Genomic DNA, 21921 nt, shown 5'->3' on the forward strand with positions numbered 1-21921 from the left:
CCCACGACATCAAAAGGAGAAGATAATGAACAGCATCGTTTGGTTGGTTGGCGCAGTCGTCATCGTTATCGCAGTTTTAAATCTTGTCGGATTCGCTTGATTTCATTTGGAAAAGATCTGGAACTTCAAGTTCCGGAAGAGAATCAAAAAGGGCGCTGCTCCGGTTGGGAGCGGCGCCCTTTTCCCTTGGTGCCGTGGCGTCACTGCGCCACGAGCAAGGCGAACGGATGGTCGGCAAAGATCCAGTTCACGGCGATGCGTTCCTTGGGGTCGATCGTCTTGCCGGTGCAGAGGTCGCGGTAACGGCGGTTCGCGAGGTTCGGCGGCAGGGCAATTTCCGTTTCCGCCCACCGATCCTGCGCGGTGAGGCCCGGATGCAGCGCGTTGAAAACAAGCCGCGGGGTGATGACGATCAAGGCGTCATCTTCATCGGCGCGCGCAAAGGCAATGATATTCTCGCCACGCTTTCCCTGCGCTTCAATCGGGACATAGTCGCCAGCGCAGAACAAGGACGGCGCTTCCTGCCGCAGGTGAAGCAGCATTGCGATGACCTGCTGTTTCAGCCGACCGCTCTGCCAATCCTCCTCGTCCGCCGAGGTCGGCTTCTTGCGTTCCGGCAGCCGCTGTTGCAACAGGTCGAAATCGGGTTCCCTGCGATTGTCCGGGTCAACGAGGCTCAAGTCGAGGCTTTCGCTGCCCTGGTAGATGTCAGGCACGCCCGGTGCCGTCAGCTTGATGATCGTCTGCGTGACGCTGTTGACGAGCCCGGCGCGAATGATGGGCTTCAGCGTATCGGTGAAATCCTGGAGGAAGACGCTGTTCTCCGGCGATAGCAGTTGGCGGGCGTACCCGAGCACCGCTTCTTCATAAGCCTCGTTGCTGTCGCCCCAGTTGGTGCGAAGTTTCGCTTCGCGGATGGCCTTCTCGACATAGGCGGTGAACCGCTCCTCAAGCGCCTTTAGACCTTCGGCGTCTGATGCCTGGAGATCGGCCGGCCAGACACCGGCCAGCGCCTGGTAGAGCATCCACTCAACGGCCGGTTCCGGGGCAGGGCCATCCTCAAGCGTCTGCACGGATGCCTCGTTGATGTGCCGCCAACGGGTAACCGCCTCAGCCCAAAGCTGCGGCGCTTCGGTCAGCACGTAAAGTCGGGCGCGCGCATCCTCACCGCGCTTGGTGTCGTGGGTCGAGGTGCCCGACAGTGCGTCGGGCTGTTTTTCCAGTCGCGTCTTCATCTCCTCGTGGAAGCGGGCGAGCGAGAATTGGCGCGGCAGCGGTTCGGCACCCACTTCGTTCAGCGCCAGCGCCATGTGCTGGCGGAAGAACAGCGTGTCCTCCACCGACTTTGCCATCAGCGGGCCGGTCAGTTGCTGGAAGCGGGTGCGGAAAAGCGCAGCCTGCTCTGCTGAGGCGGGAGTGACCTCGCCACGGAGGATGCGCGCAAGGAAGGCGAGGGATGCTTCATCGGGCGCATGCTGGCCGCCACGGATGTCGTGCAGCACCTTGTCGAGCATGTGCTTGCCTTCCGGCGGCAGGCCGGTTTCAGTGCCGTAGGTGCGGTAAACGGGAAAGCTGACCAGCAGTTCGCGCAGCGCCGACCTTACCGATGCTTCGGAGATCTGAGGTCCTTCCTCCGTCTCGCCGATCTGCATGGCAAGCTTCAGCAGCGTGCTGACCTCGCCCTGGAAGTTGTTGTCTGCCATCAGGAGCTTCGCAGCGCGAAGCTCCCCGGCCATGTCAACAGGGGCGCCGACGACAGTCTCGTAGGCGGCCCGCAAGCCGTCCAGCTTGTTGCCCTCGACGAGCGCGTCGCTGAGTGCGGCAATAAATTCGTAGCCGGTGGTGCCGGAGATCGGCCAGTCGGACGCGATATGCTCGCCTTCGCCGAGGATCTTTTCGACCGTGATGTAGCAGTCGGGCCCGGCTTCCTGTCGCAGCCTTTCGAGATAGGCTTTGGGATCGGCGAGCCCATCGACGTGGTCGACGCGCAGCCCATCGACCGCTCCGTTGCGGACAAGCTCCAGGATCAGGCGGTGAGTGTCGTCAAACACCTGCGCGTCTTCCACCCGCACGCCGGCAAGGCCGGTGATTTCGAAGAAGCGCCGGTAGGACAGGTCGCGCTTGGCGTCGCGCCAGGACATCAGCCGGTAGGGTTGCTGGTCATGCAGGCTGTCAACCGCCGCCTTATCCGTGATGACCTCCTGCTCGCGGCCGGCATACGTCGCCGGGTTCAGCGGATAGAAGGTCTTGAAATAAGCCAGCGCCGGCTTGCCCGTCTTCGGGTCAGCCTTGACCGAAATGTCGCCAGCTTCCAGCACCGTCTCAAAGGTATCGCCGAGGAAGGGAAGGGTGAGGCGGCGCGACCAGTCGATGTCGAAGTGGCGGGCATATCGGCTGTCCTGGCCGTTTTCCACCACATCGCGCCACCACGGGTTTTCCAGCGAGGCGGCCATGTGGTTCGGGACGATGTCGAGGATGAGCCCGAGCCCTTCGGCCTTCAGGACCCGCACCATGTGGTCAAAGCCTTCGCGACCGCCGAGCACCGCGTCGATCTCGTTGGCATCGGTCACGTCATACCCGTGGGTCGAGCCGCTGGTGGCCGTGAAGATCGGCGAGGCATACAGATGGCTGATGCCGAGACGCTTCAGATAGGGCACCAGGGCGGCGGCACGATCGAAGGTCATGCCGTTGCGGAACTGGATGCGGTAGGTGGCTGTCGGGATCATGCGGCGTCTCCGGCGGCATCAAGGGTCACGAGGATCGAATTCGGCTGCAGATCCTGCGCCTTTGCCGGCCAGCTGAAGATCGGTTGGCCGGGCATGTCCGGAACAGGCTGCGCCTTCTCGCCAATGTTGAGTGCGATCGACAGCGTGCCCTTGGGGAATCTCCAGGAGACCGCGACGAAACCGTCATCGGTCTTCAAGACCTTGCCGCTGTTGCCGCCGGCGGTTGCGAGGAGCGGCACGACATGCTGCTGGCGCAGGGAAAGCAGTTCCCTGGTGAATGCGAGCCAGTCCTTGCCGTCCTTCGAGGTGAGCTTGTTCCAGTCCAGCTTTGAAGCCTCGAAGGTCTTCTTCGCGTTGGGGTCGGGCACGCTCTCGCCCTCGTGGCCAGCATGGCCTTCGAATTCCTTCGCCCGGCCTTCGCGCACCGCCTTGGCGAGATCGCCGTGGAAATCGGTGAAGAACAGGAAGGGGTTCGTCTCGCCGTATTCTTCGCCCATGAACAGCAGAGGGATATGCGGCGAAAACAGCAGCGTCGCGAGCAGCACCTTCGTCCGCTCGACGCCGGCGAGCGAGATCAGCCGGTCGCCATGGGCGCGGTTGCCGACCTGGTCATGGTTCTGGATGAAATCGACGAAGGCAACCGGCGGCTGGCCGGTGCTGTTGACGCCCCGCTTCTCGCCGGTTTGCGGCGACACCTCGCCCTGATAAGCAAAACCTTCGCTCAGGATGCGGGCGACCAGCTTTTCCGGCTGCTTGGCGAAGTCCTTGTAATAGGCGTGCGTCTCGCCGGTCGCAAAGACATGCGCGGCATTGTGGAAGTCGTCGTTCCATTCGCCGGTGAAGAGCGGCACGGAGCCATCCTCCTCGCGCGGATGCAGGAAGGTGACGTTGCGGCTGTCTTCGGTGGTGAGATGGATTGGCCGGCTGGTGATCTCGGCGCGGATGCGCTCGGCGATCTCGATCAGGATGTGCTTGTCCGACACGTCCTCGATCTGGTCGATTGCGTCGAAGCGCAGTCCATCGAGATGGTATTCCTCCAGCCAGTAAAGCGGCGCTTCGCCGATATAACGGCGCACGGCATCGACGTCATAGGCAATGGCCGCACCCCAGGGCGTCTGGCGCTCCTTGTGGAAGAAGTCCGGCGCCAAAAGCGGCAGGTAGTTTCCTTCCGGGCCAAAGTGGTTCAGCACGATATCAAGCACGACGGAAAGACCGTGGCCGTGGGCGGCATCGACAAAGGCTTTGAAGTCCTCCGGCGTACCATAGGCCGAATGCGGCGCATAAAGTAGCACTCCATCGTAACCCCAGCCGCGGTTGCCGCCAAATTGTGAGACAGGCAGGACCTCGATCATGGTGATGCCGAGATCAACGAGGTAGGGCAGCTTTTCGATTGCTGCCTGGAAGGTGCCCTCCGGCGTGAAGGTGCCGACATGCATCTCGTAGACGACGGTTTCTTCCCAGGGCCGGCCCTTCCAGTCGGCGTCCTGCCAGTCATAGCTTGTCGGGTCGATGACCAGCGACGGGCCGTTGACGTCCTGCTTCTGCGCCCGCGACGCGGGATCGGGCACGACCATGCCGTCCGCCAGCACGTAATTGTACTCGGCACCCGGGGTGACGCCGGTCGCCAGCAGCTCGAACCAGCCCTCATCGTCGCGGGTCATCTCGGTGTCTTCGCCGTTCAGGCGCAGCGTGACCTTCTCCTGTCCCGGCGCCCACAGCCTGAACCGCACCTCTCCGGCCGCAACATATTCGGCGCCCCAGCTCTTCGGGAAAGCGCGAAATTCCGCAACGCCATTCGTATCCGGCATATCAACCAGCCCCTCATTGAAAGAGACCTGCAAACGCCGGTGCAGGATTGTAGTTCCATCACCCTGGACGCCGGTAAGAAAATTGCGCGGCCGGACAACATTTCGCAAGCCAGACCAGTGGCGCGGCTGCCGCTTCAGCATTAGTTTTAGCTTGTATGCAGGCGGTTTCGGGAGGAGATCTGGGCATGCTGACTGACGAGGAAGAGCTTATCCGTTCAACGGCTGCGGACTTCTCGCGCGAGGTGCTCCAGCCGGGTGCCGCCGAGCGTGATCGCAACCACGCGATCGAGCCGGAGGTCCTGCGGCAGCTTGCGGAGCTTGGCTTCCTCGGCATGCGGACCGCGGAGGAATGGGGTGGCGTCGGCTGCTCCTATGTCGCCTATGCCAGCGCCCTGATGGAGCTTGCGGCAGGCGACGGCGCGGTGTCAACGCTCGTCAGCGTCCATAACTCCCCGGTTTGTTCGCTTCTGAACGCCCACGCCTCCGACGCGCAAAAGGAGCAGTTCCTGCGGCCGCTCGCCGAAGGTCGCCATATCGGTGCCTTTGCACTGACCGAGGCCGATACCGGATCGGATGCCGCGGCCATCCGCACCCGTGCGACCCGCGACGGCAGCGACTACCTCATCAACGGTTCGAAGATGTTCATCACCTCCGGCAAGATCGCCGGTACGGTCATCATCTTTGCCGTCACCGACCCTGCCGCGGGCAAGCGCGGCATTTCGGCGTTTGTTACGTCGACCGATGTTCCAGGCTTCTCGATCTCGAAGGTCGAGGACAAGCTCGGCCAGCGCGCTTCAGACACCGCGGCGCTGATGTTCGACAACCTGCGGATCCCCGAGAGCCAGCGCATCGGTGCGGAAGGGGCGGGGCTGAAGATCGCGCTTTCTGGCCTTGAAGCCGGCCGCATCGGCATCGCCGCGCAATGCGTGGGCATGGCACAGGCAGCGTTCGACGTCGCGCTCACCTACGCCCGTGAGCGCAGGTCGTTCGGCCAGACGCTGCTCGAACACCAGGCGGTCGCCTTCCGGCTGGCGGATGCCAAGACCCAGATCGAGGCGGCCCGGCAGCTCGTGCTGCATGCAGCGCGGCTGAAGGATCGCGGCGAGCCCTGCCTGTCGGAAGCCTGCATCGCCAAGCTGTTTGCCTCGGAAATGGCAGAGAAAGTCTGCTCGGCCGCCATCCAGACGCTCGGCGGCTACGGCTACATTACCGACTTCCCGGTGGAGCGCATCTATCGCGATGTCCGGGTCTGCCAGATCTACGAGGGTACCTCGGACATCCAGAAAATCATCATCGCGCGCGGATTTGCCTGAGGGAAGATCGCACCAGCTGAAATCGGTTCTTTGGGAGGAGAAGCGGATGACAGACGAAACAAGGCTCAGCCTCAACGTACCCGAACCGGAAGTGCGGCCGGGCGGCAAGCCCGACTTTTCCCGGGTGCCGATCCCGAAGGCGGGATCCGTCATGCGGCCGGATGTGGATGCCGATCCGGAAACCATCCGCGACCTCGCCTTTTCGATCATCCGGGTGCTGAACCGGGAGGGCGAGGCGGTCGGTCCTTGGGCTGGGACGCTGACCAGCGAGGAACTGCTGGAGGGTCTGCGGCACATGATGCTGCTGCGCGCCTTCGACCAGCGCATGCTGATGGCGCAGCGCCAGGGCAAGACCTCCTTCTACATGCAGCATCTTGGCGAGGAGGCGGTCTCCTGCGCATTCCGCAAGGCGCTTCGCCCGGGTGACATGAACTTTCCGACCTATCGACAGGCTGGCCTGCTCATTGCTGGCGGTTATCCGATGGTCGACATGATGAACCAGATCTTTTCCAATGATGCCGACCCGCTGAAAGGCCGCCAGCTGCCGGTGATGTATTCGGCGCGCGACCACGGCTTCTTCTCGATCTCCGGCAATCTCGGGACGCAATTCGTGCAGGCGGTGGGCTGGGCGATGGCGTCGGCCATCAAGAACGACACGAAGATCGCCGCCGCCTGGATTGGCGACGGCTCCACCGCGGAATCGGACTTTCATGCCGGGCTGGTGTTTGCCTCCACCTACAAGGCGCCGGTGATCCTCAATGTCGTGAACAACCAATGGGCGATTTCCACCTTCCAGGGGATCGCGCGTGGCGGCTCCGGCACCTTTGCTGCCCGCGGACTGGGCTTCGGTCTTCCGTCGCTGCGGGTCGACGGCAACGACTATCTTGCTGTCCATGCTGTCGCCAAGTGGGCGGCCGAACGCGCACGGCGCAATATTGGCCCGACACTCATCGAATACGTCACCTATCGTGTCGGCGCCCATTCCACCTCCGATGACCCTTCCGCCTATCGGCCGAAGGAGGAATCGGAAGCCTGGCCGCTTGGCGACCCGGTGATCCGGCTGAAGAACCACCTGATCCGGATCGGCGCCTGGAGCGAGGAACGCCACAAGCAGACGGAAGCCGAGATCCGCGACACGGTCGTCGCGGCGCAGAAGGAGGCGGAGTCGCATGGCACGCTCCATTCAGGCGGACGCCCATCCATGCGTGACATGTTCGAAGGCGTCTACGCGACCATGCCGCCGCATCTGAAACGCCAGCGCCAGAAGGCAGGAGTCTAAGCATGCCGCGGATGACGATGATCGAGGCCATTCGCAGCGCGCTCGATGTTTCCATGGAACGCGACGACGACGTGGTCGTGTTCGGTGAGGACGTGGGTTACTTCGGCGGCGTGTTCCGCTGCACACAGGGGCTCCAGCAGAAATATGGCAAGACCCGTTGCTTCGACGTGCCGATCAACGAATCCGGAATCGTCGGCACGGCGATCGGCATGGCCGCTTATGGATTGAAGCCCTGCGTCGAGGTGCAGTTCGCTGATTACATGTACCCTGCCTATGACCAGATCACCCAGGAAGCTGCACGCCTGCGATATCGCTCCAACGGCGACTTCTCCTGCGGCATCACGATCCGCATGCCGACCGGCGGCGGCATCTTCGGCGGTCAGACCCACAGCCAGAGCCCGGAAGCGCTGTTCACGCATGTCTGCGGGTTGCAGGTGGTGGTGCCGTCCAACCCTTATGATGCCAAGGGCCTGCTGATCTCCTCGATCGAGAACCCTGACCCGGTGATCTTCCTGGAGCCGAAGCGGCTCTACAACGGGCCTTTCGATGGCCATCACGACCGCCCGGTGACGTCCTGGGCGGGCCATCCGCTGGGCGAAGTACCGGCGGACCACTACACGATCGCTCTCGGCCAGGCGGTGGTGCGCCGCCCTGGGTCAGCGGTGACGGTGCTTGCCTATGGCACCATGGTTCACGTCGCGGAGGCGACGGCGGAGGAAACGGGCATCGATGCGGAGGTGATCGACCTGCGCACCCTGTTGCCGCTCGACCTCGATACCATCGTCGCTTCGGTGAAGAAGACCGGCCGCTGCATGGTGGTGCATGAGGCGACGCTGACATCGGGCTTCGGGGCCGAGCTCGTGGCGCTGGTGCAGGAGCATTGCTTCTACCACCTCGAAGCGCCGGTAATGCGGGTGGCCGGTTGGGACACGCCTTATCCGCATGCGCAGGAATGGGATTATTTCCCCGGTCCCGCGCGTGTAGGCCAGGCCCTGCGCGACATGATGGAGGCCTGACATGGCAGAGCGGATCATCAAACTTCCCGATGTCGGCGAGGGCGTTGCCGAAGCGGAACTCGTGGAATGGCATGTCCAGGTCGGCGATGTCGTGCAGGAGGACATGGTGCTTGCTGCCGTCATGACCGGCAAGGCCACCGTCGAGATTCCGTCACCGGTGGAAGGCGAGGTAACCTTCCGGCACGGCGAGGTGGGCGACGTGATCGCCACGGGCACCGTCATCCTGAAGATCAAGGTAGCCGGCCAGGACGCGCCGGACGAACATGACGAGCCGGAGTCCAAGCCTGAACCCGCGGTGGCAGTGGAACCGATGCAGGAGCGGATGGCGCCTGAACCTGCAGCCGTCGAAACGCCGCCGCCGCCCAAGCCGGTTGAAAAACCACGCGCGCCGGCTGCTCCTCGCGCCGAAGGCGACAGGCCGCTGGCTTCGCCGGCCGTCCGTTTGCGCGCACGCGAGGCTGGCATTGACCTGCGGCAGGTGACGCCGACCGGACCCGCCGGGCGCATTACCCACGAGGATCTCGACGCCTTCCTGGAGCGCGGCAGTGGCAAGACCGTCGGTGCCGGCCTGCAACCCAATACCAGCATCCAGGAGGTGAAGGTCGTTGGCCTCAGACGACGGATCGCCCAGAAGATGGCGCTCGCGAAATCCCGCATCCCCCACATCACCTATGTGGAGGAAGTGGACATGACGGCGCTGGAGGAACTGCGCGCCCGCCTCAATGCCCAGCCGGGCGGGGCGCAGAACAAGGACCGGCCGAAGCTGACGATCCTGCCCTTCCTGATGCGGGCGATGGTGAAGGCGATCGGCGAGCAGCCGGGCATCAACGCGCACTTCGATGATGAGGCTGGCGTCATCCGCCAGTTTGGGGCCGTGCATATCGGGGTAGCGGCGCAGACACCGGCAGGCCTTGTCGTGCCCGTGGTTCGGCATGCCGAAGCGCGCGACATCTTCGACTGCGCCCGCGAAGTGGCGCGGCTCTCCGACGCGGCGAAGAACGGCACTGCCCAGAGCGAGGAGTTGAGCGGGTCGACGATCACCATCAGCTCGCTCGGTGCCATGGGTGGCATCGTTTCGACGCCGGTCATCAACCATCCGGAGGTCGCGATCGTCGGCGTCAACAAGCTCGCCATCCGCCCGCATTGGGATGGGACGCAGTTCGTGCCGCGCAAGATGATGAACCTCTCCTCCAGCTTTGATCATCGCGTGATCGACGGCTGGGATGCGGCCGTCTTCGTGCAGCGTCTGAAGACGCTTCTCGAAACGCCAGCGCTGATCTTTGTCGAGGAGTGACCATGAAGGAGATCAACTGCAAGCTTCTCGTCATCGGCGCCGGGCCAGGCGGTTATGTCTGCGCAATCCGGGCGGGGCAGTTGGGTGTCGACACGGTGATCGTCGAGATGACGAAGGCCGGCGGCACCTGCCTCAATATCGGCTGTATCCCCTCGAAGGCCATCATCCACGCGGCGGACGAGTTTCATCGCGCCTCCGAGATGGCCGCAGGCCACAACGCGATGGGCATCCGTGCAGATAACCCCGCGATCGACCTCTCGCGTACCATTGCCTGGAAGGACGGCATTGTCGGGCGGCTGACGAACGGCGTCGCCGGGCTAGTCAAGAAGGCGGGCGTCAAGATCGTTGTCGGGCGGGCGAAGTTCCGGGATGGCAAGACGGTGGTTGTGGAGACCGAGACCGGGCAGCAGATCATCCGCGCCGAGGCGATCGTCATCGCCACAGGTTCCGCGCCTGTCGAGCTTCCGATGCTGCCGTTCGGCGGCAAGGTGATCTCCTCGACCGAAGCGCTGTCACTGCGCGAGGTGCCGAAAACGCTTGCGGTTGTCGGGGGCGGTTATATCGGGCTCGAACTCGGGACGGCTTTCGCCAAGCTGGGGTCGAAGGTGACGATCATCGAGGCGCTCGATCGTGTGCTGCCGCTCTACGACAAGCAACTCACGCAGCCGGTGGCAAAGCGGCTGTCGGCGCTTGGCGTCGAGCTTCTTCTGCAAACGAAGGTGAGGGGGCAATCCGGCAATGGCGAGAGCCTGCTCATCGAGACGGCGGAGGGCGAGGAAAAGCGGATCAATGCGGACAAGGTACTGGTGACCGTCGGGCGGCGTCCCGTCACCGAAGGTTGGGGGCGTGAAGAGCTGGAGCTCGACATGATCGGCCCGTTCCTGAAGGTTGACGACCAGTGCCGAACCTCCATGCGCGGCATCTATGCCATCGGCGACGTCACGGGCGAGCCAATGCTGGCGCATCGGGCGATGGCGCAAGGGGAGATGGTGGCGGAAATCGTCTCGGGCAAACGCCGGTCGTGGGACCGGCGCGCCATTCCGGCTGTCTGCTTCACCGATCCGGAGATCGTTTCGGTCGGGCTGTTACCGGAGGAGGCGCGCGCTTCCGGCACCGGGATCAAGATCGGCCAGTTCCCGTTCACCGCCAATGGTCGCGCAATGACCCTTTCGGCCGACGACGGGTTCGTACGCATCGTGGCGCGCGCCGACAACCACCTCGTGCTCGGCATCCAGGCGGTGGGTGCCGGCGTTTCGGAGCTTTCGGCAGCCTTCGGGCTCGCGCTCGAGATGGGAGCAAGGCTCGAGGATATCGCCGGGACGATCCATGCCCACCCGACGCAATCGGAAGGGCTTGCCGAGGCCGCAATGAACGCGCTCGGCCACGCGCTGCATATCTAGCCTCCTGTCGGGGTCACGTGGCTGCGGCGCCGGCGGTCATAGCTCCAGCAGGGCGTAGGGTTTGCCGGTCGGTTTCTCGATATGCGAGGCGACGTTGTAGACGGGTGCGCCGCCCGGTGTGCGGCCCTCGTAGCGGCCCCGGTGAGCGTGGCCATGTACGACGGCCTTGACCGGGAAGCGATCGATGGTTTCCGCAAGGCGGGATGAGCCGAGGAATGGATAGATTTCCTTGGGCTCGCCTTCGACGGTTTCCGGGATCGGCGCGTAGTGAAGGACGACCATGGCTCGTTCCGAGCGGACCTGCCTCAGCGCATTTTCAAGCCGCATGGTTTCTTCCACACTTTCGGCCACCATGGCCTTGATGGCCGGCTCGCCGAAGGAACCAAGCATGTGGCGTCCGAAGCCGCCGGCGAAACCCTTGACGCCGGCAAAACCGACACCCTTGATCTCGACCGCCTGGCCTTCGAGCAGATGCACGCCGGCATCCTTGATGATGGTCCGCACCTCATCGACGCAGCCGCATTCGTAGTCGTGGTTGCCGAGCACGCCAACGATCGGGATCGAGCAGGACCGGAGATCCGCGGCCAGCAATTCGGCTTCCTTAACCTTGCCGAGGTCCGTGAGGTCGCCGGTCAGCACGAGGATATCGGCAGCCTGCGAGATTTCGCTGAACAACTCCTTGTAGGAAACGGTGCCATGTTCCTTGACGTGGAGGTCACCCATGGCAGCAATGCGTGCGGTGCCGTTGGTTTTCGGTGCCGGCGCTGTCGGCTCTTCGATTTCCCGGTTCGCGTCGAACGCATCTGTCACGCCGATCCTCCTTCTGCTCGTTCCTGTTCGATGCCTTCGCGAAGCTCGCCTTCGCCGCCAACATCGGCAAAACCCCATTCCTTCACGTCGATCTCGAAATCGACGCGGCTGAACATGCGGCCGCGGCAGATCTTCATTTGCGGCAAGGGCAGTTCGCGCTGTGCCTTCAGCCGGTCGAGCAATTCGTCGAGCAGCCAGTCCGGCACCTTGTCGCGCTCCGTGGGGTAGATCCACCGGAAGTTCAGGAGGTGGATCAGCAGCACTTCCCAATGCACTTCCATGTGGTTGAGAAGGCGTTCCCAATCGACCTGGTCGTGGGCGCGCAGGATCATGTGGACGATGTCGCCGCCGTCGTAACGGTGGCGCAACTGCACAAAACATTTTGACCAGATGAGTTCGGTCGGCGCGATGATGCGCACCTTGTGGCCGTTCATCTCGATCTGGCGGGCGTTTTCAAACCAGGCGTCGCTGATCGGCATGGTGCCGTTCGAGCCCGCGAAGATGACATCGAAGAAGTGCCGGCCCTTCTTGACCTTGCCGAGCCAGCGGTCGTCCTCGACCTCGATCTCGTAGCCGCGCTCCTTGAAGTGGGCGAGGATGCGGGCGTAGTCGCCGGCCTTGCAGAAGATGTCGAGATCCTTGGTCGGGCGGCTGATGCCCGTATAGGCGCTGACCGCGAACGTGCCTGCAAGCAGGAACGGGATGTGGCAACGGACCAGTTCCTCGATCGCTTCGGCCACGAAGGCCTCGGAATCGGGGTCGGCCAGCGTCGGGGCGGCCTTCACCTCGATGCCGGGCATCAGTTCCATGGGGTGGGAACCGCGTTCCGTTGCTGCTGATCCGGTGGGCGTTATGTCGGCGTCCATCGATGTCTCCGTGTCTCAATGGAGACAGCAACACCAAAGCCCGCGAAGTGGTTCCGCGGGCCTTGTTCAGGTCACCGTGTCGCTTAGCGCTCCGGATTGTCGGCGTTCGCCATGGGGCTCGGGCGACCGTCCGGCTGGTCGGTGTCTGATCGCTCGTCGAGGTCTTCAAGGTCGGCATCGACGATGTAGGTGTCGCCGCCGCCGAGCCGCGAGGCTTCCTTCACGGCATCGAGATTTGTCATGTCGGCCTGTGCGTGAAGCGCATCCTCGGCACGTTCGCGGCCTTCCTGCTCGAAGCGAGCGGACTCACCATCGGGGTTTGTTTTGCGTTCGGCGTCCATACGCGTATCCTTTCGATTGGCTTGAGCCTTCGTCGGCGACGAGGCTCGTTGGCTGACAACCCACCGTCGACGCAGAGGTTCCCATCCGGAGCGGGAACCAAGGCTTCCGCCCGGGTGTTGAATCGCCGGCAACCCCAAGGAGGATCACATGCCAGCCAAATCGAAAGCACAGCAGAAAGCCGCCGGTGCAGCGCTCGCCGCCAAGCGCGGCGACATCAAGAAGGGCGACCTCAAGGGCGCCTCGAAGAGCATGGAAAAGTCGATGAGCGAAAAGCAGCTCGACGAGCTTGCGTCGACCAAGCGCAAGGGCAAGCCGGAGCACGTGGCGCAGCACTGACAGGCTGCGTCGGGAAGGCTCTGCGCTAGACGGGCGCACGGGTTCGGCCGCCGCGGGCAAATAGGAGGGAGATTGCACCATGCCGCCACACGAGCTTGACGAGACGCTCAAGGCCATGCCGCTGAGGACAGGCGTTTATGTGCCGGAAGATCTTCTCGAAGACTGGTTTGCGCCAGGCACGGGTATGAACCCGGTGAGCAAGGAAGCGCTCGAAGCCGCCGAAGCTTATGGCAAGCGGCTGGAATGCGAGTTCAAATATTATCCGGAGCGGGTGGAAGGCGTGTTCTGGAAGTGGGTTCCGGCCATCTGAGGAGGGGGGCCGGACAGCTCTTGAGCCGCCACCATCAGTGCAGGATCAGGCGTTAGGCCGGGTCAGCATGAAGGCCGCAGGTGCGATCATCAGCGCGGCGACAAGGAGGGCGCGCCCGGGTGGCGGCGCGGTGCCGAACCAGAAAATCGCATAGCTCACTGCCATCAGCGACACGGCGGTGATCTTGGCCCGTGGTGAAATGGCGCCACGTTCGCGCCAGTCGCGCAGTGGCGGGCCGAAGGTCGGGTGGTTCATCAGCCAGGCTTCGAGTTTCGGCGAGGAGCGCGCGAAACACGCAACCGCGAGCAGCAAGAAGGGTGTTGTCGGCATGACCGGCAGGAAAGCGCCGATGACGCCGAGCGCCACGAACAGCCAGCCTAGACACAAAAATATGAGTCGCATGAAAGACCTATGGGAAAATCTTCATCAGGATAAACAAGTTGAAGCGCCCCGTCTTCATGTATTGATTCAACTTGGGACCTGACGCACCGCCCTTATCTGGTGCGCGGGACGGCTGCCGGAAAGGCACCCTTTCCATTTGCCTGTCGGCGGGTATATTGCCGGCAATTCCCAAAAGCAGGAGCGGTGATGTCGAAGAAGAAGGTGCTTGTCGTTGGCGGGGCCGGTTATATCGGCTCGCATACATGCCTGGTGCTGGCGGAGCGCGGATATGAGCCGGTGGTCTTCGACAACCTCTCCAATGGCCATGCCGAATTTGTTCGCTGGGGCGAACTGGAAGAAGGCGACATCCGGGACCGGGCACGTCTCGACGAGGTCTTCTCCAAGCATAAGCCGGACGCGGTGCTGCATTTCGCAGCGCTGATCGAGGTCGGGGAGTCAGTCAAGAACCCGGTCGGCTTCTACGACAACAATGTCATCGGCGCGCTGACGCTTCTGTCGGCGGCGATCGATTCCGGCGTGAAGGCCTTTGTCTTCTCCTCCACCTGCGCGACCTACGGCCTGCCGGATCGCGTGCCGATGGACGAGACGCACAAGCAGGAGCCGATCAACCCCTATGGCCGCACCAAGTTTATCATCGAGCAGGCGCTCAAGGACTACGGCACCTACAAGGACCTGAAGTCGGTGATGCTCCGTTACTTCAACGCGGCCGGCGCCGACTTCGAAGGCCGGATCGGCGAATGGCATACGCCGGAAACCCACGCCATTCCGCTCGCCATCGAGGCGGCGCTTGGCCGGCGCCAGGGCTTCAAGGTGTTCGGCGACGACTATGACACGCGCGACGGCACCTGCGTGCGCGACTATATCCACGTCCTCGACCTTGCCGACGCGCATGTGCGCGCCGTCGATTACCTGCTGGCCGGCGGCGATACGGTTGAACTCAATCTCGGCACCGGCACCGGCACCACGGTGAAGGAACTGCTGGCCGCCATTTCGGAAGTCTCCGGCAAGCCATTCCCGGTGGAATATGTCGGGCGGCGGGAAGGAGACTCCACCTCGCTGGTCGCGAACAATGACAAGGCCAGGGCCGTGCTCGGCTGGCAGCCGCAGTACACGCTGCATGACATCATTCGTTCGGCCTGGGACTGGCATTCCCGTTCAAATCACGTACTGCAGTAAGGAAATACACCATGGCAAAGATGGTCCATTCGATGATCCGCGTGCTCGAAGAGGCACGGTCGGTCGACTTCTACGAGAAGGCGTTCGGCCTCAAGGTTGCGGACCGGGTGCCCTTCGATGGCTTCACGCTCATCTACATGTCCAACCCGGAAACGGGCTTCGAACTGGAGCTGACGGTCAATGCCGGGCGCACGGAAGCCTACAACCTTGGTGATGGCTACGGCCACCTTGCCGTGACGGTTGATGATGTCGAGGCTGAATACGAGCGCTTCACAGAGCTGGGGTTGATCGTCGGCAAGCTGGTGGAAATGCCGCGTGGGGGCAAGCCATTTGCCAAGTTCTTCTTCGTGACGGATCCGGATGGCTACAAGACGGAAGTGATCCAGCGCGGCGGCCGCTTCCAGTAAGAGGAGCGGCTGATGGCTGGCGATGGGGTGAAGCTCGAGGAAAGCTGGAAGCAGGCGCTCGAGAAGGAGTTCGGCGAGCCCTACATGGCGCAGCTGAAACAATTCCTGCTGGCCGAAAAGCAGGCGGGCAAGCGCATCTTCCCGAAGGGCGCGGAATATTTCCGGGCGCTCGACCTGACGCCGCTCGACGAGGTGAAGGTGGTGATCCTCGGGCAGGACCCATATCACGGGCAGGGGCAGGCGCATGGCCTGTGCTTTTCCGTGCAGCCGGGCGTGCGCATTCCGCCGTCGCTGGTCAACATCTACAAGGAGATGGAGGCCGATCTCGGCATCCCTCCAGCCAGACACGGATTCCTTGAGCACTGGGCAGAGCAGGGGGTTCTCCTGCTAAACAGCGTGCTCACCGTGGAGGAAGGCCGCGCCGCTGCCCACCAGGGCAAGGGTTGGGAGCGCTTCACCGATGCCGTGATCCGCACCGTCAACGACGAATGCGACGGGATCGTCTTTATCCTCTGGGGCTCCTATGCCCAGAAGAAGGCCGCCTTCGTAGATACAGAGCGGCACCTTGTGCTGAAATCCGCGCACCCATCGCCGCTGTCGGCGCATAATGGCTTCCTGGGTTCCCGGCCGTTCTCCAAGACCAACGCCTACCTGAGCTCGATCGGCAAGGACCCTATCGATTGGAAGCTGCCTGACAGCGTGTAGTTGTTGAACGCGTCATGAATTTCGTCAACGCCGAGTGAACGATGCGTTCGGATGCCGTCGTCTATCCAAGCGGCACGGCATGGACCAAATATGCCCCAGAACATTGGCTCAGCTATTGGAGTTGGGCCAGAAAGGGGTTTGAAATGCTTACCCAGATCAAGGGCCTGCACCACGTCACGTCGATGGCTGCAAGCGCCAGCACCAACAACAGGTTCTTCACCGATACGCTCGGCCTGCGCAGGGTCAAGAAGACCGTCAACTTCGACGCGCCGGATGTCTACCACCTGTATTACGGCGACGAAGTCGGCACGCCCGGCTCGGTGATGACGTATTTCCCGTTTCCCCATATTGCCCAGGGCCGTCCCGGCACCGGTGAAGTGGGCACGACCGTCTTCTCCGTCCCGCAAGGTTCGCTCGACTACTGGAGCGACCGGCTGGCTAAGGCCGGCGCCGATGGGCTGAAGGCCGATGAAGCCTTCGGCGAAAAGCGCCTGCATTTTGCAGGACCCGATGGCGATGGTTTTGCGCTCGTCGAGGTGAAGGACGATGACCGCGCTCCCTGGACCGGCAATGGTGTCGGTGCGGACGAAGCGATCCGTGGCTTCCATTCCGCCTCCATGCGTCTGCGCGACGATGGCGCGACCTCCGAACTCCTGAAGTTCATGGGCTACGAACAGGTCGACGCGAAGGACGGCGTGATCCGCTTCGGCATCCCGGGCGGCAATGGCGCGGACTTCATCGACGTGGAAACCATGCCGAACATCAACAGCGCGCGGCTAGGAGCCGGCTCGGTCCATCACATCGCTTTTGCGGTCGAGAACCGCGAAAAGCAGCTCGAAGTGCGCAAGGCGCTGATGGATACGGGATACCAGGTCACGCCGGTGATCGACCGCGACTACTTCTGGGCCATCTATTTCCGCACGCCCGGCGGCGTCCTGTTCGAGATCGCCACCAATGAACCGGGCTTCGACCGCGACGAGGATACCGCTCACCTCGGCGAAGCGCTGAAGCTTCCGAAGCAGCACGCGCATCTTCGCGCGACGCTCGAGCAACACCTCGAACCGCTCGCTTGAACCAGATGAAGACGAAACCGGAAGGAGCGGCTGTTCCTTCCGGATCATCAGGAGAATAACCATGAGTTACGATAGCTATGTGCACCGGGTGCGGCCCGGTGCGCCCGGCGCCCCGATCCTTTTCGTCTTCCACGGCACCGGTGGGGACGAGAACCAGTTTTTCGACTTCGGCGGCAGGCTGCTTCCGACTGCCACTGTGGTTTCACCGCGTGGCGATGTTTCCGAGCATGGTGCCGCACGCTTTTTCCGGCGCAAGGCGGAAGGCGTTTATGATTGCGACGACCTGCAGCGCGCTACCGAGCGGATGAGCGACTTTGTGGAGGCCAACCGCAAGCGGCATGAATCATCGACGGTGATCGGCCTTGGCTTTTCGAACGGCGCCAACATCCTCGCCAACATCATGATCGAAAAGCCGGGCCTGTTTGAAGCCGGCGTGCTGATGCATCCGCTGATCCCGTTCTCGCCGAAGGATCGGGCCGTGGATGAGAACGCGCATGTGCTGATTACGGCCGGCGAGCACGACCCGATCTGCCCCGTCGAACTGACGGAGCAACTGTCCGACTACTTCAAGCGGCAGGGCGATACAGTGACGCTCGAATGGCACACTGGCGGACATGAGATCCGCCCGAACGAGATCGAGGCCATCAAGAAATTCCTGGCGCCCTACGGCGCCTGAACCATGAAAAGCAGGCTGCGGGTCAGTATCCGCAGCCTCTGAGCTGAGCCTCGTAACGCGACGCCATGCTGGCCGATTTCTGGGCCGCGCCACGGATGGCCGAGGTGAACTGGCCGCGCTTGTAACCGTTATGGCCCGCGTAATAGGCGAGGTAGAGGTTGTAGCTGTCGTTCGGCGCGATGCCGTTCACCCTGCTGCTGCGGTTATGATACCAGCCGACGAAGTGGATGGCGTCGCCGAAATTGCTGCGGCTTGCGCTCCAGCGGCCGGTATCCTTCTGGTAGGTCTTCCAGGTGCCGTCGAGCGCCTGCGCATAACCGTATGCCGTCGAGACGCGTCCCCACGGAATGATGCCGAGGATGTATTTGCGCTTCGGCTTGGCATAGGGCTGGAAGCCCGACTCGACATAAATGGTCGCCATCAGCACCGGTACCGGCACGCCGTATTCGCGCTCCACGCGCTTGGCATCCCGTGCCCAATTGTTGAAGAGCCCGCCTCGCTGTTCGAAAATCGCGCAGGCGTTGTTGATACGGCTCGGCGCGGAGGCACAGGCGGTGAGGGTGACTGCCACAAGGGCGATGAAAAACGCAATACGCATCGCTCGGTCTCTCGTGTTCCAGAGATTAATAACCTGTAAAATTTAAGGAAAAGTTTAGAGATCGCGGAGGTGGGCCTGGGCACCATGCAGCATGTTCGCCCCCACCCGCTTTGTGCCGAAAAGGGAAAAAGAGCGATTTCGCTAAAATTGCAGCAATCGGCTTAAGCGCGCCGAAAACGCTTTTGCGTAGAACTCTCTCATCAAGAAGCGAGACGGCGATCAAGTCGTCCAATTTGAAACAGGGTGCAGTGTTATGATCAAGAAGCTCGTACTTTCAGCGGTCGTCCTGACGGCCCTCATCTATTCCAAGGAAGCCAGTGCATTCGGCATCGGCGGCTTCACCCGGGGCCTCGCCTCCAGCAGCGCGATTGAACTCGCCGCCGCGGACATGCCGAGCTTTGAAGGACGCTCCACGGACAAGGAAACCGTGACGCTGACCTTCACGAAGCGTCGCGAGCTTCTGAACGCCAACATGGCGATCGAGACGGCAATCGGCGAAGTCGACGGGTACCTAGACAGCCTCCTCGCCGGCAGCGAACTGAAGCTTGGTGCGTCTTCCTGCATCGACTGCGCCGACCTGAAACGCAATCACCTCGTCGCGCTCGGCTGGTCGGAAGAGGCGATGCGCATCGACTATTCGATCACGGCGGAAGGCAGCATCGAGCGTGTGCTGGTTGTCACCACGGATCGCGGCGACGTGGTGCTCGGCGGCGAGGCATCCACGCTCGCGTTCCCCACCTCCGCTCCGGTGATCGAAGCCACCAAGGCGAGCCCGAACATCTATTTCGACATCTAATTCCTGCGCGACTGCCCGACGCCAGGTCCTGTCGCCATCGGCAGGCTTTTCCCGCCTTCATTGGATGAAGGCGGGCTTTTTATTTTGCGGAAAGCTTGCCGCGCTCTGCGATCGCGATGCCGCCGAGTGCGAGAACCAGCGCCACGACGTGGAAAAGCTGCAGGTCTTCGCCCAGGATCGCCACCGACAACAGCGTGCCGAACACCGGGACAAGGTTGATGAAGAGGCCAGCGCGATTGGCGCCGATCCTTTCCACACCGACGATGTAAAGCACCTGCGCGACGAGCGAGGCAAACAGCGCCGTGTAGAGCACGATCACCCAGCCCCGCTGGTCCGGCCAGATCAGGCTATCGGTGGCATGTTCCCAAAACACGAGCGGTACCGAGAACATCAGCGCCACGAGGGCGGGGATCGCCATCATCGTGCGCCAGTTGATCAGCGGGCGCCAGCGCAGCGCCACGGTATAGAAGGCGTAACCGACGATCGCGATCATCATGATGGCATCGCCGATATTGACGGAAAGCGTCATCAGCGTGCTGAAGTCGCCATGAACGGCGGTGATCAGGCCGCCGATGAAGGTGAGGGTGAAGCCGAAGATCTGTGCCCAACTGACCTTCATGCGAAACAGCAGGAAGTTCAGGACGAAGATCAGCATCGGGATCAGCACCTGCTCGACCGATACGTTGATTGCGGTGGTGTAGTTGACCGCGGTGTATTGTGCCGCGTTGAACACGACATAACCCGAGAAGCCGAGGAAGATCAGCACCGGCAGGTTCTTCTTGACGACCGGCCAGTCCTTGCGGATCTGCGGCAGCGAAATCGCGAAGATGACGATGACTGCGACGAGCCAGCGCAAGAAGGTCAGCAGCATCGGGCTGACATGGCCAACGGCCAGCTTGCCGGCAACGGCATTGCCTCCCCAGCACAAGGTTGCGATGGCAAGGGCAAGGTATGCTTTCTGATGCACTTTAAGAATCTCCGCGCGGGCCGTGACGCCGCGGTTGTAGTTTTGGGCGGCAATAGCCTCTGGCTGACGCCTTTGTCACGCAAAAACCAGTGGAACAGCACAAACGGGTCGCTTTCCTTTGATCGAGGCGATATAGATGCGCGCGTTTGTAGTGACGTTGAGGCTCTGGTTCTTCGGCGGCACCGAGAAATATCGGAGTGGCATACCGACCCCAGATCAAGATCGACTGTGGCAGGTGTGCGTTTGGTCGCGTGGCCGTATGGCCCGGAACGCAGGATTTGAAGATGACGAACGTAGTGGTCGTGGGTTCACAATGGGGTGACGAAGGCAAGGGCAAGATTGTCGACTGGCTTTCCGAGCGCGCCGATGTTGTGGTGCGCTTCCAGGGTGGTCATAACGCGGGCCATACGCTCGTTATCGATGGTATCAGCTACAAGCTTTCACTGTTGCCGTCGGGCATCGTTCGCCCGGGCAAGATCGCCGTCATCGGCAATGGCGTGGTTCTCGATCCGCATGCACTGCTGGCCGAAATCGAAAAGCTTGGAAAGCAGGGCGTCAAGGTGACGCCTGAGAACCTGCGCGTTGCCGACAATGCGACGCTCATCCTTTCGCTCCACCGCGAACTCGACGGCATGCGCGAAGATGCTGCCTCCAACAGCGGCACGAAAATCGGCACCACCCGCCGTGGCATCGGCCCTGCTTATGAAGACAAGGTCGGCCGCCGCGCGATTCGCGTGATGGATCTCGCCGACATGGATACGCTGGCTGGCAAGGTTGATCGCATCCTCACCCACCACAACGCGCTGCGCCGTGGCCTTGGTGCGCCGGAAGTCTCGCATGAAACCATCATGCAGGAACTGACCTCGATCGCCGACCGGGTGCTTCCGTTCCGCGAAACCGTATGGGAACTCCTCGACAAGGAACGCCGCAAGGGTGCGCGCATCCTGTTTGAAGGTGCGCAGGGTTCGCTGCTCGACATCGACCATGGGACCTATCCCTTCGTCACCTCGTCCAACACCGTGGCCGGCCAGGCAGCTGCCGGCTCCGGCATGGGCCCTGGCGCGCTGGGCTACATCCTCGGCATCACCAAGGCCTATACGACCCGCGTTGGCGAAGGCCCGTTCCCGACCGAGCTGACGGACGAAATCGGCCAGTTCCTCGGCGAGAAGGGCCATGAATTCGGCACCGTGACGGGCCGCAAGCGTCGCTGCGGCTGGTTTGACGCGGCACTCGTGCGCCAGTCGGTTGCCACCAACGGCATCACCGGCATTGCTCTGACCAAGCTCGACGTGCTCGACGGCCTGGAAGAACTGAAGATCTGCGTCGGCTACATGCTGGATGGCGAGCGGATCGACCACCTGCCGGCAAGCCAGGGTGCGCAGGCACGTGCCGAGCCGATCTACGTGACGCTCGAAGGCTGGAAGGAATCCACCGTCGGCGCCCGGTCCTGGGCGGATCTGCCGGCCCAGGCAATCAAGTATGTGCGTCAGGTCGAGGAATTGATTGGCGCACCGGTCGCCCTACTTTCCACAAGCCCTGAGCGGGACGATACCATACTTGTGACCGATCCATTTGAAGATTAAGGTTCACGATTGATTACCATCGGCCGGCAAATTGCCGG

22 protein-coding genes are annotated in these 21921 nt (G+C 62.4%); 14 read left to right on the forward strand and 8 right to left on the reverse strand.

Going from position 1 to position 21921, the window contains the following annotated elements; all coding sequences use genetic code 11:
• Nucleotides 1–200 precede the first annotated feature (200 nt).
• Entirely contained in the window at nt 201–2726 is a 2526-nt protein-coding gene (treY, locus tag M0654_RS19270) for a malto-oligosyltrehalose synthase (RefSeq protein ID WP_248684468.1), read from the reverse strand.
• Nucleotides 2723–4534 carry a malto-oligosyltrehalose trehalohydrolase gene (gene treZ, locus M0654_RS19275; protein WP_248684469.1) on the reverse strand — a complete coding sequence of 604 codons (1812 nt, stop codon included), beginning with the start codon at nt 4532–4534 and terminating at the stop codon, nt 2723–2725. Before treZ ends, treY begins: the two co-directional genes overlap by 4 nt.
• 185 nt (nt 4535–4719) lie before the next feature.
• Between treZ and M0654_RS19280 the strand changes: the two genes are divergently transcribed.
• Genes M0654_RS19280 through lpdA form a run of 5 tightly spaced genes read left to right on the forward strand, consistent with a single transcriptional unit; the run spans nt 4720 to nt 10836 of the window.
• Nucleotides 4720–5847: an acyl-CoA dehydrogenase family protein gene (locus tag M0654_RS19280; protein WP_248684470.1), complete on the forward strand. Its 1128-nt coding sequence runs from the start codon at nt 4720–4722 to the stop codon at nt 5845–5847.
• A 46-nt stretch (nt 5848–5893) separates the two neighbouring features.
• Entirely contained in the window at nt 5894–7126 is a 1233-nt protein-coding gene (locus tag M0654_RS19285; protein WP_248684471.1) for a thiamine pyrophosphate-dependent enzyme, read from the forward strand.
• Between the two features lie 2 nt (nt 7127–7128).
• On the forward strand, nt 7129–8142 hold the full coding sequence (locus tag M0654_RS19290; RefSeq protein WP_248684472.1) for an alpha-ketoacid dehydrogenase subunit beta: 1014 nt from the start codon (nt 7129–7131) through the stop codon (nt 8140–8142).
• Nucleotide 8143: 1 nt separating this feature from the next.
• A complete protein-coding gene (locus tag M0654_RS19295) occupies nt 8144–9436 on the forward strand; it encodes a dihydrolipoamide acetyltransferase family protein (RefSeq protein ID WP_248684473.1) in 1293 nt (430 codons plus the stop codon).
• 2 nt (nt 9437–9438) lie between these two features.
• Nucleotides 9439–10836, forward strand: a complete 1398-nt coding sequence (gene lpdA, locus M0654_RS19300; RefSeq protein WP_248684474.1) for a dihydrolipoyl dehydrogenase — start codon at nt 9439–9441, stop codon at nt 10834–10836.
• 36 nt (nt 10837–10872) lie between these two features.
• Here the strand turns inward: lpdA and M0654_RS19305 are convergent, their stop codons facing one another.
• The 3 genes from M0654_RS19305 to M0654_RS19315 all read right to left on the reverse strand — a co-directional run bounded on the left by M0654_RS19305 (nt 10873) and on the right by M0654_RS19315 (nt 12853).
• Nucleotides 10873–11559, reverse strand: a complete 687-nt coding sequence (locus M0654_RS19305; protein ID WP_118851604.1) for a metallophosphoesterase family protein — start codon at nt 11557–11559, stop codon at nt 10873–10875.
• 83 nt (nt 11560–11642) lie between these two features.
• A complete protein-coding gene (locus M0654_RS19310) occupies nt 11643–12455 on the reverse strand; it encodes a nucleotidyltransferase family protein (protein ID WP_118850308.1) in 813 nt (270 codons plus the stop codon).
• A gap of 140 nt (nt 12456–12595) precedes the next feature.
• A complete protein-coding gene (locus M0654_RS19315; protein ID WP_118850307.1) occupies nt 12596–12853 on the reverse strand; it encodes a hypothetical protein in 258 nt (85 codons plus the stop codon).
• 148 nt (nt 12854–13001) lie between these two features.
• Here M0654_RS19315 and M0654_RS19320 point away from each other — a divergent pair, with 148 nt between their 5' ends.
• Both M0654_RS19320 and M0654_RS19325 read left to right on the forward strand, forming a co-directional pair.
• Complete coding sequence (locus M0654_RS19320; RefSeq protein ID WP_118850306.1) at nt 13002–13190, forward strand: DUF3008 family protein; 189 nt, start codon at nt 13002–13004, stop codon at nt 13188–13190.
• A 79-nt stretch (nt 13191–13269) separates the two neighbouring features.
• A complete protein-coding gene (locus M0654_RS19325; RefSeq protein ID WP_248684475.1) occupies nt 13270–13500 on the forward strand; it encodes a hypothetical protein in 231 nt (76 codons plus the stop codon).
• A 45-nt stretch (nt 13501–13545) separates the two neighbouring features.
• On the opposite strand, the gene M0654_RS19330 is transcribed toward M0654_RS19325, so the two are convergent.
• Nucleotides 13546–13902 (reverse strand): YbaN family protein, encoded by a 357-nt coding sequence (locus M0654_RS19330; protein ID WP_118850304.1) that lies wholly within the window; start codon nt 13900–13902, stop codon nt 13546–13548.
• Between the two features lie 186 nt (nt 13903–14088).
• On the opposite strand from M0654_RS19330, the gene galE reads away from it, so the two are divergent.
• The 5 genes from galE to M0654_RS19355 all read left to right on the forward strand — a co-directional run bounded on the left by galE (nt 14089) and on the right by M0654_RS19355 (nt 17939).
• Entirely contained in the window at nt 14089–15078 is a 990-nt protein-coding gene (gene galE, locus M0654_RS19335) for a UDP-glucose 4-epimerase GalE (protein WP_248684476.1), read from the forward strand.
• A gap of 11 nt (nt 15079–15089) precedes the next feature.
• Nucleotides 15090–15485, forward strand: a complete 396-nt coding sequence (locus M0654_RS19340) for a VOC family protein (protein ID WP_248684477.1) — start codon at nt 15090–15092, stop codon at nt 15483–15485.
• A 12-nt stretch (nt 15486–15497) separates the two neighbouring features.
• Nucleotides 15498–16190, forward strand: a complete 693-nt coding sequence (gene ung, locus M0654_RS19345) for a uracil-DNA glycosylase (RefSeq protein ID WP_248684478.1) — start codon at nt 15498–15500, stop codon at nt 16188–16190.
• Nucleotides 16191–16333: 143 nt separating this feature from the next.
• A complete protein-coding gene (locus M0654_RS19350; RefSeq protein ID WP_248684479.1) occupies nt 16334–17263 on the forward strand; it encodes a VOC family protein in 930 nt (309 codons plus the stop codon).
• 61 nt (nt 17264–17324) lie between these two features.
• Nucleotides 17325–17939 carry an alpha/beta hydrolase gene (locus M0654_RS19355; protein WP_248684480.1) on the forward strand — a complete coding sequence of 205 codons (615 nt, stop codon included), beginning with the start codon at nt 17325–17327 and terminating at the stop codon, nt 17937–17939.
• Nucleotides 17940–17961: 22 nt separating this feature from the next.
• Here the strand turns inward: M0654_RS19355 and M0654_RS19360 are convergent, their stop codons facing one another.
• Complete coding sequence (locus tag M0654_RS19360) at nt 17962–18537, reverse strand: transglycosylase SLT domain-containing protein (RefSeq protein WP_248684481.1); 576 nt, start codon at nt 18535–18537, stop codon at nt 17962–17964.
• 253 nt (nt 18538–18790) lie between these two features.
• Here M0654_RS19360 and M0654_RS19365 point away from each other — a divergent pair, with 253 nt between their 5' ends.
• A complete protein-coding gene (locus tag M0654_RS19365) occupies nt 18791–19333 on the forward strand; it encodes a transglutaminase-like cysteine peptidase (RefSeq protein WP_248684482.1) in 543 nt (180 codons plus the stop codon).
• A 79-nt stretch (nt 19334–19412) separates the two neighbouring features.
• Here the strand turns inward: M0654_RS19365 and M0654_RS19370 are convergent, their stop codons facing one another.
• A complete protein-coding gene (locus M0654_RS19370) occupies nt 19413–20300 on the reverse strand; it encodes a DMT family transporter (protein ID WP_118850296.1) in 888 nt (295 codons plus the stop codon).
• Between the two features lie 284 nt (nt 20301–20584).
• On the opposite strand from M0654_RS19370, the gene M0654_RS19375 reads away from it, so the two are divergent.
• Nucleotides 20585–21883, forward strand: a complete 1299-nt coding sequence (locus M0654_RS19375; protein WP_118850295.1) for an adenylosuccinate synthase — start codon at nt 20585–20587, stop codon at nt 21881–21883.
• Nucleotides 21884–21921: the final 38 nt, after the last annotated feature.

This window comes from Neorhizobium turbinariae, assembly GCF_023223505.1.
In the GTDB taxonomy this organism is placed as follows: domain Bacteria; phylum Pseudomonadota; class Alphaproteobacteria; order Rhizobiales; family Rhizobiaceae; genus Neorhizobium; species Neorhizobium turbinariae.

Coding starts and splice junctions, on each gene's coding strand:
- M0654_RS19305 (WP_118851604.1), bottom strand. CDS start 11,559: ATGGGTGACCTCCACGTCAAGGAACATGGCACCGTTTCCTACAAGGAG.
- M0654_RS19285 (WP_248684471.1), top strand. CDS start 5,894: ATGACAGACGAAACAAGGCTCAGCCTCAACGTACCCGAACCGGAAGTG.
- M0654_RS19280 (WP_248684470.1), top strand. CDS start 4,720: ATGCTGACTGACGAGGAAGAGCTTATCCGTTCAACGGCTGCGGACTTC.
- lpdA (WP_248684474.1), top strand. CDS start 9,439: ATGAAGGAGATCAACTGCAAGCTTCTCGTCATCGGCGCCGGGCCAGGC.
- M0654_RS19290 (WP_248684472.1), top strand. CDS start 7,129: ATGCCGCGGATGACGATGATCGAGGCCATTCGCAGCGCGCTCGATGTT.
- M0654_RS19365 (WP_248684482.1), top strand. CDS start 18,791: ATGATCAAGAAGCTCGTACTTTCAGCGGTCGTCCTGACGGCCCTCATC.
- M0654_RS19330 (WP_118850304.1), bottom strand. CDS start 13,902: ATGCGACTCATATTTTTGTGTCTAGGCTGGCTGTTCGTGGCGCTCGGC.
- galE (WP_248684476.1), top strand. CDS start 14,089: ATGTCGAAGAAGAAGGTGCTTGTCGTTGGCGGGGCCGGTTATATCGGC.
- M0654_RS19355 (WP_248684480.1), top strand. CDS start 17,325: ATGAGTTACGATAGCTATGTGCACCGGGTGCGGCCCGGTGCGCCCGGC.
- treZ (WP_248684469.1), bottom strand. CDS start 4,534: ATGCCGGATACGAATGGCGTTGCGGAATTTCGCGCTTTCCCGAAGAGC.
- M0654_RS19340 (WP_248684477.1), top strand. CDS start 15,090: ATGGCAAAGATGGTCCATTCGATGATCCGCGTGCTCGAAGAGGCACGG.
- M0654_RS19295 (WP_248684473.1), top strand. CDS start 8,144: ATGGCAGAGCGGATCATCAAACTTCCCGATGTCGGCGAGGGCGTTGCC.
- M0654_RS19315 (WP_118850307.1), bottom strand. CDS start 12,853: ATGGACGCCGAACGCAAAACAAACCCCGATGGTGAGTCCGCTCGCTTC.
- M0654_RS19325 (WP_248684475.1), top strand. CDS start 13,270: ATGCCGCCACACGAGCTTGACGAGACGCTCAAGGCCATGCCGCTGAGG.
- M0654_RS19320 (WP_118850306.1), top strand. CDS start 13,002: ATGCCAGCCAAATCGAAAGCACAGCAGAAAGCCGCCGGTGCAGCGCTC.
- M0654_RS19375 (WP_118850295.1), top strand. CDS start 20,585: ATGACGAACGTAGTGGTCGTGGGTTCACAATGGGGTGACGAAGGCAAG.
- M0654_RS19350 (WP_248684479.1), top strand. CDS start 16,334: ATGCTTACCCAGATCAAGGGCCTGCACCACGTCACGTCGATGGCTGCA.
- ung (WP_248684478.1), top strand. CDS start 15,498: ATGGCTGGCGATGGGGTGAAGCTCGAGGAAAGCTGGAAGCAGGCGCTC.
- M0654_RS19310 (WP_118850308.1), bottom strand. CDS start 12,455: ATGGAACTGATGCCCGGCATCGAGGTGAAGGCCGCCCCGACGCTGGCC.
- M0654_RS19360 (WP_248684481.1), bottom strand. CDS start 18,537: ATGCGTATTGCGTTTTTCATCGCCCTTGTGGCAGTCACCCTCACCGCC.
- treY (WP_248684468.1), bottom strand. CDS start 2,726: ATGATCCCGACAGCCACCTACCGCATCCAGTTCCGCAACGGCATGACC.